This window comes from Pseudomonas sp. NBRC 111138 (assembly GCF_001320835.1).
GTDB classification, from domain to species: Bacteria; Pseudomonadota; Gammaproteobacteria; order Pseudomonadales; family Pseudomonadaceae; genus Aquipseudomonas; species Aquipseudomonas paracarnis.
The window spans coordinates 1-19823 of sequence record NZ_BCBO01000121.1 but is presented as its reverse complement, the minus strand read 5'-3'; the positions used below and the strand labels follow the sequence as shown (position 1 = coordinate 19823).

General features: G+C 61.3%; 15 protein-coding genes. 6 read left to right on the top strand and 9 right to left on the bottom strand.

Annotated features, from left to right (window positions below; translation table 11 throughout):
- Positions 1–153: 153 nt before the first annotated feature.
- Positions 154–393, bottom strand: coding sequence for a DUF3203 family protein (locus tag APH41_RS21735; protein WP_054921427.1), 240 nt, complete (start codon positions 391–393; stop codon positions 154–156).
- A gap of 123 nt (positions 394–516) precedes the next feature.
- On the opposite strand from APH41_RS21735, the gene APH41_RS21730 reads away from it, so the two are divergent.
- The gene (locus APH41_RS21730) at positions 517–1014 is read left to right on the top strand and encodes an MgtC/SapB family protein (protein ID WP_054921425.1); all 498 of its coding nucleotides are present in this window, start codon (positions 517–519) and stop codon (positions 1012–1014) included.
- Between the two features lie 6 nt (positions 1015–1020).
- Here APH41_RS21730 and APH41_RS21725 read toward each other — a convergent pair whose 3' ends face one another.
- Positions 1021–2058, bottom strand: coding sequence for a M10 family metallopeptidase C-terminal domain-containing protein (locus APH41_RS21725; RefSeq protein WP_054921422.1), 1038 nt, complete (start codon positions 2056–2058; stop codon positions 1021–1023).
- Between the two features lie 184 nt (positions 2059–2242).
- Positions 2243–2401, bottom strand: coding sequence for a hypothetical protein (locus APH41_RS29115; protein WP_164919357.1), 159 nt, complete (start codon positions 2399–2401; stop codon positions 2243–2245).
- A gap of 203 nt (positions 2402–2604) precedes the next feature.
- Between APH41_RS29115 and APH41_RS21720 the strand changes: the two genes are divergently transcribed.
- The 4 genes from APH41_RS21720 to APH41_RS21705 all read left to right on the top strand — a co-directional run bounded on the left by APH41_RS21720 (position 2605) and on the right by APH41_RS21705 (position 11580).
- Positions 2605–4593 (top strand): alpha-1,4-glucan--maltose-1-phosphate maltosyltransferase, encoded by a 1989-nt coding sequence (locus APH41_RS21720; protein WP_054921419.1) that lies wholly within the window; start codon positions 2605–2607, stop codon positions 4591–4593.
- Positions 4594–4786: 193 nt separating this feature from the next.
- A complete protein-coding gene (gene treS / locus APH41_RS21715) occupies positions 4787–8134 on the top strand; it encodes a maltose alpha-D-glucosyltransferase (RefSeq protein ID WP_054921416.1) in 3348 nt (1115 codons plus the stop codon).
- The gene (gene glgB, locus APH41_RS21710) at positions 8131–10377 is read left to right on the top strand and encodes a 1,4-alpha-glucan branching protein GlgB (protein ID WP_034127633.1); all 2247 of its coding nucleotides are present in this window, start codon (positions 8131–8133) and stop codon (positions 10375–10377) included. Before treS ends, glgB begins: the two co-directional genes overlap by 4 nt.
- A 42-nt stretch (positions 10378–10419) precedes the next feature.
- On the top strand, positions 10420–11580 hold the full coding sequence (locus APH41_RS21705) for a diguanylate cyclase (protein WP_054921414.1): 1161 nt from the start codon (positions 10420–10422) through the stop codon (positions 11578–11580).
- On the opposite strand, the gene APH41_RS21700 is transcribed toward APH41_RS21705, so the two are convergent.
- The 6 genes from APH41_RS21700 to APH41_RS21675 all read right to left on the bottom strand — a co-directional run bounded on the left by APH41_RS21700 (position 11559) and on the right by APH41_RS21675 (position 19530).
- Entirely contained in the window at positions 11559–13763 is a 2205-nt protein-coding gene (locus tag APH41_RS21700) for an ATP-binding protein (RefSeq protein ID WP_054921412.1), read from the bottom strand. The genes APH41_RS21705 and APH41_RS21700 overlap by 22 nt on opposite strands.
- A gap of 172 nt (positions 13764–13935) precedes the next feature.
- Complete coding sequence (locus tag APH41_RS21695; RefSeq protein ID WP_054921410.1) at positions 13936–14787, bottom strand: CAP domain-containing protein; 852 nt, start codon at positions 14785–14787, stop codon at positions 13936–13938.
- 81 nt (positions 14788–14868) lie between these two features.
- The gene (locus tag APH41_RS21690; protein WP_054921406.1) at positions 14869–16194 is read right to left on the bottom strand and encodes an MFS transporter; all 1326 of its coding nucleotides are present in this window, start codon (positions 16192–16194) and stop codon (positions 14869–14871) included.
- Between the two features lie 55 nt (positions 16195–16249).
- Complete coding sequence (gene lhgO / locus APH41_RS21685) at positions 16250–17443, bottom strand: L-2-hydroxyglutarate oxidase (RefSeq protein ID WP_054898702.1); 1194 nt, start codon at positions 17441–17443, stop codon at positions 16250–16252.
- 105 nt (positions 17444–17548) lie between these two features.
- Positions 17549–18259, bottom strand: coding sequence for a FadR/GntR family transcriptional regulator (locus APH41_RS21680; protein ID WP_054898701.1), 711 nt, complete (start codon positions 18257–18259; stop codon positions 17549–17551).
- Between the two features lie 38 nt (positions 18260–18297).
- Entirely contained in the window at positions 18298–19530 is a 1233-nt protein-coding gene (locus APH41_RS21675) for an MFS transporter (RefSeq protein WP_054921404.1), read from the bottom strand.
- A 113-nt stretch (positions 19531–19643) separates the two neighbouring features.
- On the opposite strand from APH41_RS21675, the gene APH41_RS21670 reads away from it, so the two are divergent.
- On the top strand, positions 19644–19823 hold a 180-nt coding region (locus APH41_RS21670), incomplete at its 3' end, for a LysR family transcriptional regulator (protein ID WP_156359080.1).

The window sequence follows — 19823 nt, the reverse complement described above, 5'->3', positions numbered from 1 at the left end:
ACGAACTATGGGCGACAGACTGTTTGCATAACAGACTCAGGTGGGGTGATAAAAAGCGGATCAGATCAGCTTGAAGCGTTCTTGTGCGTCAATCTGCTGCACCCCATGGGCATAGGGGTGCAGGGGTTGAGCGGGTCTGATGATGCAGATCAATTAAATCACCGAACCAGGTTGGTCCGCCTTTACATGCTCACGGCCATCGGTTGCGCCTTCAACCGTCAGCGCGTCCGCCTCGGCTTCGGTGATGTAGATGCGCGAACCTGCCAGTTCCAGATAAGACATGGCTTTGTCGTGATCGGTCAGGACGGTCACCCGTGTGGCTGGCAGGCTTTGTTCCTGGCCATTGTCGTCGAGCGTGAAGTAGCACAGATGATTTTCGATGCGTACGGTCATGACAATCTCCGTTTTGTGGGCTATGCAGCGTTAGGCGGCCGCCATGCGCACGGGTTCCAGGCAACTGACTGGCGGTCTGCGCTGTCCATCCTTTATCTATCCATAATAAAAAGGAGCGCATCCATGGAGGCCTGGTGGCATCTGGCGTGGCAAACCCTGCAAGCCGAATTCGCAGACATTGGCGATGCCCGGCAACTCACCCAAGTGACCGTGCGCCTGCTGATCGCGGCGATCCTCGGCGGCATCCTGGGGTTTGAGCGTGAACACAAGGGCAAGGCGGCCGGAGTGCGCACCCATATGCTGGTGGCGCTGGGCGCCGCGCTATTTGTGCTGGTGCCGCAGATGTCCGGCAGCCAGGCGGATGCCATGAGCCGTGTGGTTCAAGGGGTCATCGCGGGCATTGGCTTCCTCGGCGCTGGCACCATCCTCAAGGGCAAGGAAGACGAGGAGGGCCAGCATGTAAAGGGCCTGACCACCGCGGCCGGGTTGTGGATGACCGCCGCCATTGGGGTTGCGGCGGGAATGGGGCGTGAATCGACGGCGGTGCTCAGTACGCTGCTGGCCCTGGCGGTATTCAGTATGATGCCGCGGATCGTCAAGCTGCTGGAGAAGGATGAGTGACGCGGGTTACGTGATGAGGTTGCCGTATCTCACCTCACCGAAGGCTTTCACCACAAACGGCGACTCTCCCGGGTTGCCGGAAATCATCACCACGCTCGTATTGTGAGCCGGGCTATAGTGAATCTGTACCTCACTACTGACTCCCGAGAAGTTTCCTACCAATTTCAATGGCGTGTTGCCGAGTTGATTTCTAATTGCCGATACATCGAGTTTGTCTCTGTGGTGGTCAAAATCCATCACTTGCTCAGGCGCGTCGAAACTTGATTCACGGGTATTACGGAAGGTGAAGGTCTGACCATTGTCATTCCTGAGCTTGTTGTTGTGTGTGAGGCTTTCTGCCGGGGGCGGTGGATTATCCGGTTGAGGGGGTGGGTTGCCGAGGTCCGCCTCTTTGCCGATATCGAAGAGGGCTGAAGCCAGAGGCGTACTTTGCCGCATTCGCTGTATGGCAGACAGCTTCTCAACGCGTAGATCACGCTCGATTTGCATAGCGCAGTTGAAACCTGCCTCGGGATCAAGAGTGGAGGTGCGCTCGCGAATTTCTTCAAGGCTCAAGCCCGGGTCCTCGATATGTGAGGATCGGTCATGAATCATCTGCAGGCTTGATTGACCTAAACGCTCCTTCACATCGGTAATCAGTTTGCGCGCTTCGTCTGCATCCGGGCCGTGCAGCAAGGATTTGACGTTTTCCCTGCTTAACAGGCTTCGGATCGTGGTCACCTGCCCGGAGGTCTCGTGTGAGTTGGGCGCGCGCAGCATATTGGTAATGTTCTGCTGGCTGGTCAGCGCACGAAGTTGGGCAAGCTGGGTGGCGTCGGCACCGGCCGTCTTCGGCTCTACGTCCGCAGAGGGGGCAGGGTTGGGCAAGGTAAAGGTTTGCGGCGCCCCGGAAGGGGCGGAGGCGGGCGTGTCAGGCTCTTTCCTGCGCATGATTGCGCTTGGGCCGGCCCTGAACAGATCGTTCAGTTTTTCCCGATGATCGTTGACTGGCGGTTGTTGGATGCCGTGAACATCCGAGAACGGGGGCAGTAGTGAGGTGCGCATAGAAGGTACTCGCTTAATGGACAAGATAGTCTGCGGCCGGCAAGGGGGCGAGGCAGCGTACGGGAGACTGAATCTATCTTGTTCATCAAGAGCGGGATCTCGGTATTGTCGGTGATTGAAGTAGGAAAGCTCAGTAGCGCTTGCCCGCGATACTTTCACGGGCAAGTGCTTGCGTGTCTGTGAGTCAGGCAATAACCGGCGGCATCGTCGTGGGCGGTTCCTGCACCGGTGGCGGCTGGTTTTCAGGCGGCTCCTGTTCAGGATCGCGTTCCGGTTCGGGCGGAGGCAATGGGGGGGCGTCGATATTCGGATCTTCGGTTTCAGGAGGTGTCGGGATGCTCATGGGTATGGCCTCGTTTGTGCTTTGCTCTATCGGTGGACCATTGCCTGCTGGAAATGATTCCCGCCCAAGGGTGGTATATCCACCTGAACTTTTGGACAGCGCCCAGGCTCGGACTTTAAACGGCCCAGCTCAAGGATAGCGTCGCCGTACCTGAATTCGTATCAAGCAAAGAGCGTCCAAAGGGCGTAAGGGGAAGCTGCTCGATGACTGCCGAAACACTGGTTCCAGAAGACTCCGTGCTGCCGTTGTCGCAGGCGCTGCTGCTACCCAGGATCGCGATCGAAAGCACCATGCCGGTCATCGACAACGGGGAGTTTGCCGTCAAGGCGGTGGTGGGCCAGCGGGTTCATGTCACCAGCAAAGTGTTCGCCGATGGCCACGATAAACTGGCGGTGTTGATCCGCTGGCGCGCCCTGGGAGACGAAAGCTGGCACAGCGTAGTCATGCTGGATATCGGCAACAACGGTTGGGAGGGCGCGTTTACCGTGGCCCACCAAGGCCGCCATGAGTACTGCATCGAAGCCTGGATCGACGCCTTTGCCAGCTTCTGTTACGAACTGCGCAAGAAGCATGAAGCTGGCGTGCCGGTCAGCCTGGAGTTGCAGGAGGGCCGTAGCCTGGTGCTGCAGGCCGCCGAACGCAGTGACAACGAACTGCGTGACCGCTTGATGCTGTTGCACCATGAACTTTCCGGCCTGTTGGAAACCGAGCAGGTGGCGTTGTTCCTGCACGAAGACAGTGCACACCTGATGACCCAGGCCGACCATCGCGCCTATTTGAGCGTCAGCCCCGCCTACCCGATTGACGTGGAACGTGAAGCCGCACAATTTGCCAGCTGGTACGAGCTGTTTCCCCGCTCGATCACCGACGATCCGGCGCGGCACGGCACCTTTAACGACGTGCACGCACGCTTGCCGATGATCCACGACATGGGCTTCGACGTGCTGTATTTCCCGCCGATCCACCCCATCGGCCGTAGCCACCGCAAGGGCAAGAACAACTCACTCACCGCCGGCCCTGATGATCCGGGCAGCCCCTACGCCATTGGCAGTGAGGAGGGCGGTCACGAGGCTATTCACCCTCAGTTGGGCACTCGCGATGATTTCCGCCGGTTGGTCAAGGCTGCTGCCGACCACGGCCTGGAAATCGCCCTGGATTTCGCCATCCAGTGCTCCCAGGACCACCCGTGGCTCAAACAGCATCCGGGTTGGTTCAACTGGCGCCCGGACGGCACGATCAAATACGCGGAAAATCCGCCGAAAAAGTACCAGGACATCGTCAACGTCGATTTCTATGCGGCCGATGCCATCCCCACCTTGTGGACCGAGCTGCGTGACATCGTGGTGGGCTGGGTGGAAGAGGGCGTGAAGACCTTTCGCGTCGACAACCCGCACACCAAGCCGCTGCCGTTCTGGCAGTGGCTGATCAGCGACGTGCGTGCAAAGTACCCGGAGGTGATCTTCCTCGCCGAAGCTTTCACCACCCCGGCGATGATGGCGCGCCTGGGCAAGGTCGGCTATTCCCAGAGCTATACCTACTTCACCTGGCGCAACACCAAGGCTGAGCTGAGCGAGTACCTTGCCCAACTGAACCAGTCGCCCTGGCGTGAGTGCTACCGCCCGAACTTTTTCGTCAATACGCCGGACATCAATCCGGGTTTCCTGCATGAGTCCGGGCGCGCAGGCTTCCTGATCCGCGCTGCGCTGGCCACGATGGGCTCGGGCCTGTGGGGAATGTATTCTGGTTTTGAGTTATGCGAAGCCGCGCCGGTGCCGGGCAAAGAAGAATACCTGGACTCGGAGAAGTACGAAATCCGACCTCGGGACTTCACCGCGCCGGGCAACATCATCGCCGAGATCGCCCAGCTCAACCGCATCCGCCGCCAGAACCCGGCGTTGCACACGCACCTGGGGCTCAAGCTCTACAACGCCTGGAACGACAACATTCTGTATTTCGGCAAGCGCAGCGAAGACGGCAGCAATTTCATTCTGGTCGCCGTCAACCTCGACCCGCACAACGCCCAGGAAGCCCACTTTGAATTGCCGCTGTGGGAGATGGGCTTGCCCGACGATGCCCAGACCCAGGGCGAAGACTTGATGAACGGCCACCGCTGGACCTGGTACGGCAAGACCCAATGGACCCGGCTGGAGCCGCAGATGCCGTTCGGGATCTGGCGCATCAGTACATCCTGAGTGCTCGTTCCCACGCTCTGCGTGGGAACGTCTCACTTGACGCTCTGCGTGGGAACGTCTCACTTGACGCTCTGCGTGGGAATGCCTCGCTTGACGCTCTGCGTCGCGCTTGGGACGCGGAGCGTCCGGGGCTGCGTTCCTACGCGGAGCGTGGGAACGATCCTCGAGAACTTTGTATTTTCAGGAGTTTGCAATGGCCAAGAAACCCAAGGCAGCCACCTTTATCAAAGACCCGCTCTGGTACAAAGACGCGGTGATCTACCAGGTTCACGTCAAATCCTATTTCGACTCCAACAACGACGGCATTGGTGACTTTGCCGGGCTGATCGCCAAGCTCGACTACATCGCCGACCTCGGCGTGAACACCATCTGGCTGCTGCCGTTCTACCCGTCTCCCCGGCGTGATGACGGCTACGACATTGCCGAATACCGCGGCGTGCACAGCGACTACGGGACGATGGCCGACGCCAAGCGCTTTATTGCCCAAGCCCACCAACGCGGGCTGCGCGTGATCACTGAACTGGTGATCAACCACACCTCCGACCAGCACCCCTGGTTCCAGCGCGCGCGCAAGGCCAAGCCAGGCTCGGCCGCACGGGACTTCTACGTGTGGTCGGATGATGACCAGAAATACGACGGCACACGCATTATTTTCCTCGACACCGAAAAGTCCAACTGGACCTGGGACCCGGTGGCCGGCCAGTACTTCTGGCACCGCTTTTACTCGCACCAACCCGACCTCAACTTTGATAACCCGCAGGTCATGAAAGCGGTGCTGTCGGTGATGCGCTATTGGCTCGACCTGGGCATCGACGGCCTGCGCCTGGACGCCATTCCCTACCTGATCGAACGGGACGGCACCAACAACGAAAACCTGGCGGAAACCCACGACGTCCTCAAGCAGATCCGCGCCGAGATCGACGCCCATTACCCCGACCGCATGCTGCTGGCCGAAGCCAACCAGTGGCCCGAAGACACGCAGCTGTACTTTGGCGACAGAAAGGGTGATGACGGCGATGAATGCCACATGGCGTTCCACTTTCCGCTGATGCCGCGCATGTACATGGCGTTGGCCCAGGAAGATCGCTTCCCCATCACGGACATTCTGCGCCAGACCCCGGAGATTCCCGCCAACTGCCAGTGGGCAATTTTCCTGCGCAACCATGATGAGCTGACCCTGGAAATGGTCACCGACAAAGAGCGCGACTACCTGTGGAACTACTACGCCGCAGACCGCCGCGCCCGTATCAACCTGGGCATTCGGCGACGCCTGGCGCCGCTGGTGGAGCGGGATCGTCGGCGGGTGGAATTGCTCAACAGCCTGTTGCTGTCGATGCCGGGCACGCCGACCCTGTACTACGGCGATGAAATCGGCATGGGCGACAACATCTACCTGGGCGACCGGGACGGCGTGCGCACGCCCATGCAATGGTCCATCGACCGCAATGGCGGGTTTTCCCGTGCCGACCCGGCCAGCCTGGTGTTGCCGCCGATCATGGACCCGCAATACGGTTACCAGTCGGTCAACGTCGAGACCCAAGCCCAGGACCCGCACTCATTGCTCAACTGGACCCGGCGCATGCTCGCAGTGCGCAAGCAGTCCAAGGCGTTTGGCCGTGGCTGCCTGAAGATGCTCTCGCCGACTAACCGGCGCATCCTGGCTTACACCCGTGAATACACCGGCGAAGACGGCCACACCGAGATCATCCTGTGCGTAGCCAATGTGTCGCGCAGCGCCCAGGCGGCGGAGCTGGACCTGTCGGCCTTTGCCGGCATGGTGCCGGTGGAGATGCTCGGCGGTAATGCCTTCCCGCCGATCGGTCAGCTGAATTTCCTGCTGACCCTGGCGCCCTATGGTTTCTATTGGTTCGTGCTGGCAGCGGAAAACCAGATGCCCAGCTGGCATGTGGAACCGGCGCAAAGCATGCCCGACTTCACCACTTTGGTACTGAAAAAACGCATGGAAGAGTTACTGGAAGAACCTTGCCGCACCAGCCTGGAACAGACTTCACTGCCCGCCTGGCTGCCCAAGCGTCGCTGGTTTGCCGGCAAAGATACGGCAATCGACACGGTGCACATCGCTTATGGCGTGCGTTTTGGCGACCCGCAGCATCCGGTGTTGCTCAGTGAGATCGAAGTGACCAGTGCTGGCCAGGTCAGCCGCTACCAACTGCCCTTGGGCTTCCTTGGCGAAGACCAGTTCACCAGCGCCTTGCCCCAGCAATTGGCTTTGGCCCGAGTGAGACGTACCCGTCAGGTAGGTTTGGTGACCGATGCCTTCAGCCTTGAGCATTTTATCCTTGAGGTGATCCAGGCCATGCAGGCCGGCACCGTGCTCAATACCCCTGACGGCGATCTGCGGTTCGAGGCGACTGAGCACTTGGCTGCACTGCAACTGACCCGTGAATCGCCGGTGCGTTATTTGTCTGCCGAGCAGTCCAACAGCTCGGTGGTGGTCGGTGACAGCCTGGTGCTCAAGCTGATTCGTAAAGTCAGCGCCGGTGTGCACCCGGAGCTGGAAATGAGTGCCTACCTGACCGCCGCCGGCTACCCGAATATCTCGCCGCTGTTGGGCTTTATGAGCCGCCGCGACGGGCAGGGGCAGGACAACCTGCTGATGATTGCCCAGGGTTACCTGAGCAATCAGGGCGATGCCTGGAGCTGGACCCAGAACAACCTGGAGCGGGCGATCCGCGATGAGCTGGCCGACGCGATCTCTGAACAGGAACAGCATTACAACGCCCTCGGCGAACTGGCGGATTTTGCCGGTTTGCTCGGTCAGCGCCTGGGTGAAATGCACCTGGTGTTGGGTGCGCCAACCGCCGACAAGGCTTTCAAACCCGAACCCACCACAGCCAAAGACACCCAAGCCTGGGCCCAGGATGTCGGCGCCCAGATCGACCGCGCCTTGCAGTTGCTCAAGCTTAATCAAAGCCAGTTGAACCCCGCCGACCAGGCGTTGGTCAGTGAATTACTGGCGCAGAAAAAAGCCATCGCGGCGCATGTTCAGGCGTTGGCCAAAGCCACGGTGGGCGGGTTGCGCATTCGCGTCCACGGTGACTTGCACCTGGGCCAGGTATTGGTGGTCAAGGGCGATGCCTACTTGATCGACTTCGAGGGCGAACCGGCGCGACCGCTGCATGAGCGGCGCGGCAAACACAGCCCTTATAAAGATGTGAGCGGTGTGCTGCGTTCCTTCGATTATGCCGCGGCCATGGCGCTGAATGTGCAGGGGGTGGATCACACGCCAGAAGCGAACGCTGCGCGTAAACGTGTGACCGACCGCTACCTGAATGAAGCCCGCGTAGCATTTACCCAGGCTTACCAGGCCGCTGCGTCTACACTGGCGCATGACTGGCAGGATGCCAACGGCCAAGACGCAGCGCTGACCTTGTTCAGCCTGGAAAAGGCCGCGTACGAAGTGGCCTACGAAGCAGAAAACCGCCCGAGCTGGCTGCCGGTGCCCCTGCAAGGGCTGCACGGCTTGCTGAGCGGGCTGACACCTATATCTAAACCTGTACGCGGTGGGGAGACGTCATGAGTTTTACACAGAGAGAACCGCTGCAGCCCAAGTTGACTGCATTGCCGGCGTCCAAGGACGTCGATGCGCTGGTGCGCGCCGAGCACCCCGATCCTTTTTCGATCCTGGGGCCCCATGATGACGAGCAGGGCGGCCAGTTTATCCGTGCGTTCCTGCCCGAGGCCCTGAGTGTCCAGGTACTGGCGCGTGACACAGGTGAGCCGTTTGGCAGCCTCGATGCCACCCAGGTGCCAGGCCTGTTTATTGGGCACTTCAGCACTCGCCAGCCCTACCTGCTGAAAATCCAGTGGGCCGGCGGTGAGCAGATCACCGAAGATCCCTACAGCTTCAGCCAATTGCTGCTGGGGGAAATGGACCTGTACCTGTTTGCCGAAGGCAATCACCGTGACCTGGGCAACTGCCTGGGGGCTCAGGTGGTCAGCGTCGACGGCGTGCAAGGCGTGCGCTTTGCCGTCTGGGCGCCGAACGCACGGCGGGTTTCGGTGGTGGGCGACTTCAATATCTGGGACGGGCGCCGCCACCCGATGCGCCTGCGCCATCCATCGGGCGTGTGGGAAATCTTCATCCCACGCTTGCAGCCGGGCGCGGCCTACAAGTATGAAATTCTCGGTGCCCACGGCATTTTGCCGCTCAAGGCCGACCCTGTGGCGTTGGCCACCCAACTGCCGCCGGACACCGCCTCGAAGGTCGCCGCACCTTTGCAAGTGGATTGGCAGGACCATGAGTGGATGCAATCGCGGGGAGACAAGCAGAAAACCACTGCGCCGTTGTCGATCTACGAGCTGCATGTGGGGTCCTGGCAGTGCGAGCTGGACGAGGCCGGTGAAGTTGCCCGTCAATATGGCTGGCGCGAACTGGCTGAGCGGCTGATTCCTTACGTTCAACAATTGGGCTTCACCCATATCGAGCTGATGCCGATCATGGAACACCCCTTTGGTGGCTCCTGGGGCTATCAGGCGTTATCCCAGTTTGCCCCCAGTGCTCGCTTTGGCTCGCCGGAAGACTTTGCCTGGTTCGTCAATGCCTGCCATCAGGCCGATATCGGCGTGATCCTTGATTGGGTACCCGCGCATTTCCCCACCGATACCCACGGCCTGGCGCAATTTGACGGTACCGCGCTGTACGAATACGCCAACCCCCTGGAAGGCTTTCACCAGGACTGGGACACGCTGATCTACAACCTGGGCCGCACCGAGGTCCACGGTTTCATGCTCGCGTCGGCCTTGCACTGGCTCAAGCATTTCCACGTCGATGGCCTGCGCGTGGACGCAGTGGCCTCCATGCTGTATCGCGATTATTCGCGCAAGGCCGGTGAATGGGTGCCCAACCGCCATGGCGGTCGCGAGAACCTGGAAGCCATCGACTTCCTGCGGCACCTGAATGACGTGGTTGCCCTTGAAGCCCCGGGCGCCTTGGTGATTGCCGAAGAGTCCACGGCCTGGCCTGGCGTCAGCCAGCCTACCCAACAGGGTGGCCTGGGGTTCAATTACAAATGGAACATGGGCTGGATGCACGACTCCCTGCATTACATCCAGCAAGACCCGGTGTACCGCGCCCATCATCACAACGAGCTGAGTTTCGGGCTGGTGTACGCCTGGTCGGAGCGCTTTATCCTGCCGATTTCCCATGATGAGGTGGTGCACGGCAAGCACTCGCTGATCGACAAGATGCCCGGCGACCGCTGGCAGAAATTTGCCAACCTGCGCGCCTACCTCAGTTTCATGTGGATGCACCCCGGCAAGAAGTTGCTGTTCATGGGCTGCGAATTTGGCCAATGGCGCGAGTGGAACCACGATCAGCAACTGGATTGGTATTTACTGCAGTACCCCGAGCACCGTGGGGTGCAGAAGCTGGTAGGCGATTTGAACCGTCTGTACCGCGAAGAGCCGGCGCTGCACGAACAGGACGATGCGCCCCAGGGCTTCCAATGGCTGATCGGTGATGACGCGATCAATAGCGTCTACGCCTGGCTGCGCTGGAGCAAGGACGGCAAGCCGGTGTTGGTGGTTGCCAACTTCACCCCGGTGCCCCGTGAAGGCTACGCAGTCGGTGTGCCGTTTGGCGGGCGGTGGAGTGAGGTGATCAACAGTGATGCCGATACCTACGCGGGCTCCAATTACGGGAATGGCGGGGCCGTGTTTACCCAGGATGAGCCGCGCCATGGGCAACCGGTGTCGCTGTCGTTGAACCTGCCGCCCCTGGGCGTGCTCATTTTGCGACCTCAAGAGCCTGAAACGCTCTAGCGCAGCGTATGCCGCTGTTCGGCTTGCTGGCAAGGTGCCACAATGGCGCCTTTGCCGTCGCCGGTCAAACAGGCCAACCCCATGCATAGCCTCGGGCAAGATCAGGGTCACCTCATCGAAGAGCAGGTGCGAACCGACCGTTTGCACCAGCTCTTTCGTCAATCATTCTCGGCGATCTTCGGCAGCTACCTGGGCGCCGTCATGCTCTGCTGGCTGTGCTGGGATCGCTTCGATCAGCAGGTCATCCTGGTGTGGCTGGTACTGCTGGCGGGCTCGTCATTGGTGCGCCTGCATCTGTTTGTGCAATGGTTTCGCTGCCCTGACGCGGGGCGCACACCCGCACGTTGGGAGCGCCACTACTGGGTCACGCTGATGCTGTCGGCGGGTATCTGGGGCGGCGGGGCGCTGGCGGTGATGCCGGTCGATGACCGCTTGTCCCAGGTGCTGGTGATGCTGTTTACCGTGGGCATGTCGGTCAGCGCGGTGTCCTGTTATTCAGCCTATCGCTACATGACGCTGGGCTCGATGGCGCTGGTGTTGCTTCCCTGCACGGTATGGATGCTGTTTCAGCCTTCGCCGATGCAGGTTGGCGTGGCGCTGGCGGTGCTGGTGTTTGCTTCGTTTGTGGTCGGTGCGACGCGCAAGCTGTCCGATGCCCTGGAAAAAGCCTTCCGTCTGACGAGGCAAATGGAGCGCGCTCATCATATTTCCAACCGTGCCGCCCAGACCGATGAACTGACCGGGCTGATGAACCGTCGGGCGTTCTACGAACAGGCCCAATTGCTGTATGCCCAGTGCCTTCGCGAGCAGCAGCCGCTGTGTGCATTGATGATGGACATGGACCACTTCAAAGCCATCAATGACACCTACGGCCACCAGGCCGGCGACCAGGTGTTGCGCCAGATTGGCGCAGTGATCAGTGCGTCCTTTCGCCAGACCGATATCTACGGTCGCCTGGGGGGCGAAGAGTTTGCGGTGTTGCTGCCCAATACCTCGTTGGAGACCGCACGCAGCATCGCCGAGGAGTTGATCCAGACGATTCATGATTTGCCCGCCGACCCGGTACAAGGGGTGAGCGCAAGCCTGGGCGTAGCATCGACCTGCACTCAGCCTCTGGATTTGAACGCCTTGATGAACAGCGCCGACAAGGCCCTGTACCAGGCCAAGGCATCGGGTCGCAATCAGGTGGCGGTCGTCGACTGATCCTTGCACATCGCCTTTGCCAGCACCCGCGCAACTTGGTCGGCGGAGTAGGGCTTGGCGAGGAACTCAAAGCCTTCGTAGCCGCTGTCTGCCAGTTCCTCACTGTAGCCAGAGACGAGTACCACGGGCAGGTCGGGGCGGCGCTGGCGCAGCAACCTGGCCATGGCCACGCCGGTCATGCCGGGCATCACCACGTCGGAGAAAATCGCGTCGAACCCCTGGACGTCATTGCCAGCGAGGTTCAGCGCCTGTTCGGCATTGGTCGCCCAGGTGGTCTGGTAACCCAGGTCCTTGAGGATCTGGCTGGCGAAGCGTCCCACCTCTAAGTTGTCCTCAACGATCAGCACATGTTGATGAGCCGCCTCCTGCGGCGCTGGCAGATCTGCAGGGGTGTGTTGATCCGGCGCCGCTTCGCCTTCGACTTGCGGCAGATACAAGGTAAACACCGTGCCTTGGCCGAGGGTGCTGGCCACATCGATATTGCCGCCTGACTGCTTGGCAAAGCCGAATACCTGCGACAGGCCCAGGCCGGTGCCTTTGCCCACGGCCTTGGTGGTGAAGAACGGCTCGAAGATGCGCTCGAAGGTGTCGCTGGGAATCCCGCTGCCGGTGTCGGCCAGGGAAATGGTGATGTAGGGCATGCACGACTCGGCATCCCCACGAATACGTGGCAGCGTTTGCTCGCTGGCGACTTTGAGGGTCAGGGTACCCTGGCCGTCCATCGCATCGCGGGCGTTGAGGGCGATGTTGATCAGTGCGGTTTCGAACTGGCTGGGGTCGATGCGCGCATAGCAGGGCTGATCGGGCAATTTAACCTGCACATGAATGCGTGCACCGGTAACGCTCTCGAGCATCTCGCCGATATTTTGCACGCGCTGGCCGACATCGAACACCTGCGGGTTCAGTGGTTGGCGCCGGGCAAAGGCGAGCAGTTGGCTGGTGAGCTTGCTGGCCCGCTCGACGGTGTCGGACACCGCGCACATGTAGCGTTGCCGACGCTCCTCGGACAGGCCGGGCTGGCGCAGGAAGTCCACCGACGAGCGAATAATGGTCAGCAGGTTGTTGAAGTCATGAGCGACGCCGCCGGTCAGTTGGCCGATGGCCTCCAGCTTCTGTGACTGGCGCAGTGCGGCTTCGGCCTCGGCCAGCGCATGGGTACGCTCATTCACGCGCTGTTCCAGGCTGGCATTGAGCTCTGTATAGGCGGCCAGGCCCTCGCGCACGGCGGCATCGGCGCGTACGCGCTCGATATGCGCCCAGGAACGCTCGGTGACTTCGCCCACCAGCGCCATGTCATAGGATGACCAAAAGCGCGGCAGTTTGTCGTGCACGGCCATCAGCGCGGTGAGCCGCCCGTCTTTGATCAACGGCATGCAAATAGTGGCTGTCACCCCCAGTGCCTGGAAGCTCGCGGCGTCATGGGGCGGCAACTCGATCAGATTATTGCGTATCACCAGTGGCTCGCCGGCACGCAGGCAGTTGACCGCGCATTCCCCGAACGCCGCGAGGCTGTAATGCCCGATGATGCTCGGCGAGCCATGCGCCGACCAGTCACCGCGAATGGTAAAGCCATCTTCATCCTCGTCCATGTCGGCGTAGGCACAGATGGATACCTGCAGATGTTCGGCCAGCAGGCGGGTCGTAGACGTCAGGATGGTTTCGGCGTCGGTGGCATTGACCACGCTGTTGCCGATGGCGTCCAGCACTGCCAGGCGACGGGCCAGGAATACCGTGGCGGTTGTTTCGGTCACCGTGTCGAGCAAACCGACCACCACGCCTTGGGCATTGCGAATCGGGCTGTAGCAAAAGGTGAAATAGGCTTGTTCCGGCGCTTCGTTGCGTTGGATCAACAGCGGGAAGTTTTCGATATAGGTGGCGTGCCCATCGAACGCGGCGTCGGCGATAGGGCTGATATCGTCCCACACCTCGTGCCAGATCTCGTTGAACGGGCGGCCCAAGGCGTCGGGTTTGCTACCCAGGATCGGCGTGAACGCGTCGTTGTAGAGAGTAATCAACTGAGGCCCCCAGACGATGGCCTGGGGGAAACTCGACGCGAAGCACAGCGCAACGGTTGTCTTCAACACATCGGGCCAGTGTTCAAGTGGCCCCAGGGGCGTATTGGCCCAATCGTGCTGACGAACCCGCTCTGCCATTTCGCTGCTGCCTTGCAGCCAATTCATCATGGGGTTCACACCTTGCTTGCTACGTATTGTTTAGCTTTGAAGAGTCAGGCCGACTAGCAACAGACCGGAATGACCGCATTCAGTTCAGCGCAATTATCTCCCTGATAGCACTTTGATTTCATTGTCTATTTGCACGCCGTCATTATTGGCCGGGTTGGGCCGGCGCTCAACCTTATTGCGTGCCGAATAAGCCCGTCCAATAGATGCCCGCGTCACTCTTGGGGTCCATGGCGTAGGCGGCACCCAATTCGCGAAATTGCGGGTTCATCAGGTTGGCGCAGTGGCCGGGGCTGGCGAGCCAACCGTCGACGACCTTGCGCGGCGTGTCGAGGCCGGCGGCGATGTTTTCACCAATATTCTTCGCGATATACCCCGCCAACTCGGCGCGGTCGCCGGGCGTACGGCCGTCGGGGTCCAGGTGGTCGAAGAAATTGCCGTTGGCCATGTTGCGGGTATGGCTGTTGGCAGCGCCGGCCAGGGTGTCGTTCCACGACAGGGGCGCCGTGGCGGTGAACGCCTGGGTGCCACACTGGCGCGGCTCGGCACGGGCGGTGTTGATCAGGTCGAGCAGTTTTCTGCCTTCGGTCTGCCAATCGCCCAGGCCGCTGGTCACCAACGGGCGAGCCAGCACGATGCGCCAGTCCTGGCCGCTGTTGCTGACCCCGATGTCGACAAATTGCGGATCGAGCACTACGCGGCAGAAGCTTTCGCGTACCGCTTTCATCGCAGCCTCGGCATCCTTGGGACCGGACAGGCTGATGGCCTGCACGTTCACCATCGGGTACGCAGCCCGCGCCAGCGACTGCTGCAAATCGCCGACATTGGAGGCCGGCAACACCAGCCGTGTATCGCTGGTCAGCGGCGGCAGCTCCTGGGAACCCTGGTCACCGCAGCGTTGCACCTGGCTGCGGTATTGGTTGATCTGTTGGACTAACTGACTTTCTTCATTCGCCATCGCGCTGGCGCAGAACACCGTAGTGGCGGCCAGCGTCGCAAGACCCATCATCAATGACAGAACGCGCATGGACGTTACCCTTGAGCTTGAAAGTGCCCATGATGCGCGATCCAGGTGCATCCATGCACCCGTTGGTCCGAACTTTTTTGCTCAGTTCTTGAATGCCGAGTGTTTCGCGCCCTGATCGCAAAGGGCAAACACCACCACCAACAAGGCAGAAATCGCAAGGATCACCACCACGCCATCGGTGGAGTGGGTGGCCGAGGCCGCTACCATAGATAGCGCGCCCAGCGGTGCCAGGCCACCGGCAATGGCGGTGCCGATTTCCCGCCCGGTGCCAAAACCCGAAGAGCGCGTTTGCGTCGGGAACTGCCGGCTCAGGAACGAGCCCTGGGGCGCAAACATCATCGGCGCGAGGATACCGGTGCCCACACCGATTGCGAGGTAAATCATCAGGCTTTCACCACTGTTGAGCAGGGCCAGGAACGGGTAGGCGAACAACAGCGAGCACAGCCCGCCGAGCATCAACACGGCCTTGCTGCTCCACTTGTCACACAGCCAGCCGAAGCAGGGCACGGCGACGATGGCTACCAGGCTGGCGATGGTCACCGACAGCGAGGTGACATGCACGTCCACGCCTTTGAATTGGGTCAGGTACGCCAGGGAGAAGGTCTTGAAGATGTAGCTCAGGGCGTTGTAGCCAATCGCGACAAAAAACACCACGGCGAGGCCCTTGAGGTCGTTCTTGAACAAGGCCTTGAGGGGCGATGGCTTGGCTCTGGCTTTTTCCTTGCTCAGCGCTTCGAACTGTGGGGTTTCCGGAATGCTGTTGCGCACCCACAGGCCGACGCCCACCAGCACGATGCTGCAGATAAACGGAATGCGCCAGCCGCCGGCCAACAGGAACTCGTTGCCGTTGATGGTCAGCAGGTAAATGGTCAGCGAGGACAGCAACAGGCCCAGGTTCAGGCCCAGTGCCGGCCAGGCGCCCTGGCTGCCACGCTTGCCTTGGGAGGCATGCTCGTAGGACGTGACCGCCGCCCCCGACAACTCGGCACCCGCGCCCAGGCCCTGGATGATGCGGATAAACACCAGCAGGATCGGGGCCCAGATGCCGATGGAGGCGTAGCTGGGGATCAAGCCGATCAAGGTGGTGCACACGCCCACCAGGCAGAAGGTCAGCACCAGCACTTGCTTGCGCCCGAACTTGTCGCCCAGGTAGCCAAACAGGATGCCGCCGAAGGGGCGGGCGATAAAGCCGATGGCAAAGGTCGAAAAGGCCATCAGCGTGGCAGTCTTCGGGTCGCTGTTATCGAAGAAGATCTTCGAAAACACAATCGCCGCCATGGTGGCGTACAGGTAAAAGTCGTACCACTCCAGCATCGAGCCGAAGATGGTGGCCGCGGCGACTTTGCGCAGGCGCTTGCGGGTTTGTTCGGGCGTTTCGGTACCGGGGATGGAGGCGGATGCCGACATGCTGGACTTCCTTCTGGTCTTTGTAGTTATTGTTGGGTGAGCGGGCGGTGCGGTGTTACTGGGGGTGGAACAGGCGGTCGGCGATCATCGCGCCGATGGGCATGGCCGAGGTGGCGGCCGGCGAGGGCGCATTGCACACATGCAGCATTCGTGAGGTTTGGGCGAACAGAAAGTCGTGCACCAGGCTGCCGTCGCGCATCACTGCCTGGGCACGGATACCGGCCTCGTAGGGCAGCAGGTCATCGAGGGTCAGGGACGGACAGTACTTGCGGCACTGCTCCAGGTAGCCGGACTTGAACAAGGAGTTCTTCATCTCGGTGGTGCCCGAACCGAGGTTTTGCCAGAGGGTTTTCCAGAAACCCGGGAAGCTGGCGTACTGCGCCACGTCGCGCCAGTTCACCGAAAACTTGCGGTAGTTCTCGCGGCCCAGGCCCAGCACGGCATTCGGGCCGACGGTGACGCTGCCGTCGATCATGCGGGTCAGGTGCACGCCGAGGAAGGGCAGCTCCGGGTCAGGGATCGGGTAGATCAGATGGTTGACGATGTTGTTCTTGGCGGCGGGCAGGCGGAAGTACTCGCCCCGAAACGGGATGATCTGATGGTCGATGCGGATGCCGGCCAGCCGGGCCAGGCGGTCCGACTGCAAGCCGGCGCACACCACCAGGTGGCGGGCCTGCCAGGTCTCGCCCTCGGTGTTGACGGTGACCGTATCGGTGTTTTCGTGGATGGCAGTGACGGTGCGTTCCAGGCAGATCTGCCCACCGTTGCGACGAATCACCTGGGCCATGGTCTCGCACACCTGGCGGTAATCCACAATCCCGGTGGCATCGAGAAACAAGCCGCCGAGGCCGACGATGTTCGGTTCACGCTGGCGCAGTTGTTCGGCATTCAAACGCTCCACCTGCATGCCATTGAGCTGGGCACGGGCGTACAGCGCTTCCATGCGTTGCATTTCCAGCGGGCTTGAGGCCACCAGCAGCTTGCCGCACACCTCGAATTTGATCCCGTGTTCGCGGCAGAACTGCTTGGTGGCTTCGGCGCCGCGCTTGCACAAATCGGCCTTGAGGCTGCCGGGTGCGTAGTAGATGCCGGCATGGATCACGCCGCTGTTGTGGCCGGTCTGGTGCCTGGCCAGTACCGACTCTTTTTCCAGGATCACCAGCGACGCGCCGGGTTGGCGCTTGAGCAGCTCCATGGCGGTGGCCAGGCCGACAATGCCGCCGCCGATAATGCAAAAGTCATGAATCATTGCTGGGTACCTAGGCTGTACATTTCAGTCTGCTTATCAGGTTGTCAGACTAATGTTTTTGTTAAAAAAATGGCGTGTCCACGGACACGCTGCAAACAAGGTGGATCAATTCGTGGTGGGTAATTCCAGTTGCAGGCGTCGCGCCGCGGCACGCAGGTGCGCCTCGGCACTGGCAGCGGCGCGCTGGGCGTCGCCGTCGGCAATGGCCTGGTAGAGCTGTTGATGTTCCAGGGTCGCGTCGGCCGAACCGGTGGCAAAGCGCGAGGCCGAGTTTTCCCACGCGGTTTTACGCGCACTGGCCAACTGGCTCCTGAGGAAGTCATGGAAGGCCACGAAGTAGTCATTCTTGCTGGCGTCGGCAATGGCACGGTGGAATTCCACATCGGCCAGGGCTGCGGCTTCAAAGTCGTCGCGGTTGTCCTGCATGGCCTGCAACGCGCTTTTCATGCGCTGCAGGTCGGCGGTGTCGCGGCGCTGGGCGGCAATCGAAGCGGCCTGGGTTTCGATCCACAAGCGCACTTCGAACATTTGCGCCAGGTCAGGTCGCCGACCATTGGGCTGTGGAAACCGAAACACCGTGCCTGCAGGGGTCTGCGAAATAAACGAGCCCAGGCCACGGCGGGCGGTGAGCACACCGTCGGCCTTGAGCTGGGCAATGGCTTCACGCACCACGGAGCGGCTGACGTTGAGTTGTTCGGCCAGTTGCTGTTCGGTCGGCAGGCGCGACTCCGGGGCCAGTTGGCCGGATTCGATTTCTGCGCGAATGGCGCTGACAACCCGTACGACAAGCGAATCGGGGCGCTGGAGCTCAAGCATGGGAAAACCTTGGTGATCAGGTTGTCAGACAATAGTCGTTACGATTTTAGCTTGTCAACGTTTGTCTGCTTCGCGCTGGCCAGGGAATGTGCGCGTCTCCAGGCGATCAGCACAGCCAGTAACAGCAAACCTACCGCCATGGCGAAGGTGGCGTGCAAGCCGACTTCCACCGCCTGGGGCGCGGCATGGCTGACATCCGGGGTGGCGCGGGCGAACACCGCGCCGAGGGCTGAGGCGCCGAAAATCAGGCCCAGGTTGCGCGACAGATTCAGCAGGCCGGACACTGTGCCTCGGCGTGTCGCCTGTATATCGCTCATTACCGCCGTGTTGTTGGCCGCCTGGAACAGGCTGTAGCCGGCTGTCAACACGATCAGCGCCGCGAGATAAACACCAAGCCCGGACGCCTGCGACAGCAACAGGGCCCCGCACAGCATCACGCTCAATCCCACGAAGGTCAGGCGTTGGCTGCCGAGGCGATCGGTCAGGTAACCCGCCGGTACACCGGTAACCGCCGCGACCGTTGGCCCGACGGCCATGGCCAAGCCCATCCAGGCGGGATCGAGGCCCAGGCCACGGGACAGGTAGAACGGGCCCACCACAAACGTGGCCATGATCACCGCCGACACCAGAACACTCATGACCAGGCCGGCGCGCAACGGCGCATCGCGCAGGGGCGCCCAGAGTGTATCGCCTGGCGAAGCTTCGCGGGCGTTAGCATCCGCCGGCAAATAACGGTAGGCGAGGGCGGCAGCCACACCCGCCAAGGGCAGGCCGATCAGAAACAGCGCGCGCCAGCTCCACAGGCTGAGCAATACTCCGCCGACACTCGGCCCCATGGCCGTGCCGAGTGCCGACATAGTGCCGAGCAGGCCCATGACTCGGCCCGTATTCGCTTTCGTGACCGTGTCACCGACCATGCCCAGGGTCATCGCCATCATGATCGCCGCGCCCAGGCCCTGGAATGCCCGTGCGCCGATCAGCCAGGACAGGGTTGGCGCGGCGGCACACCCGGCGCAGGCCAGGGCAAACACCAGCAACCCGGCCAGCAGCAAGCGCCGGCGCCCCAGACGGTCGCCCAGGCGCCCGGCGCTGACAATCACGGCGGTGATGGCCAGCAGGTAGGCGAGCACCACCCACTGCACGGCCTGAAACGATGCCCCGAAGGCGTGCGCCAGGCTGGGCAGGCCGACATTCGCGATGCTGGTGCCCAGGGCGGCCAGCAACATGGACAGCGACAAGGCCACCAGGCCGCCGCGTGTGGAGGTTTGCATGCGTGTTTCCTTGAGTGAATGCACCTGTCGCAAATCTACGGCGTCGCCTAAGATGGCGGAAGACGCAGGGGTTGCAGGTTATAGCTGCGTCCAACGCCTGATAAGGAGTCCCCATGCCCGACCTCAATTTACTCATCACCCTGGACGTGTTGCTTGCCGAAGGCAGCGTCGCTCGCGCGGCCCAGCGCCTGCGCCTGAGCCCTTCGGCCATGAGCCGGGCCCTGGCGCGTTTGCGTGCAGCCACTGGCGATCCGCTGCTGGTACGTGCCGGGCGCGGCCTGGTACCGACGCCC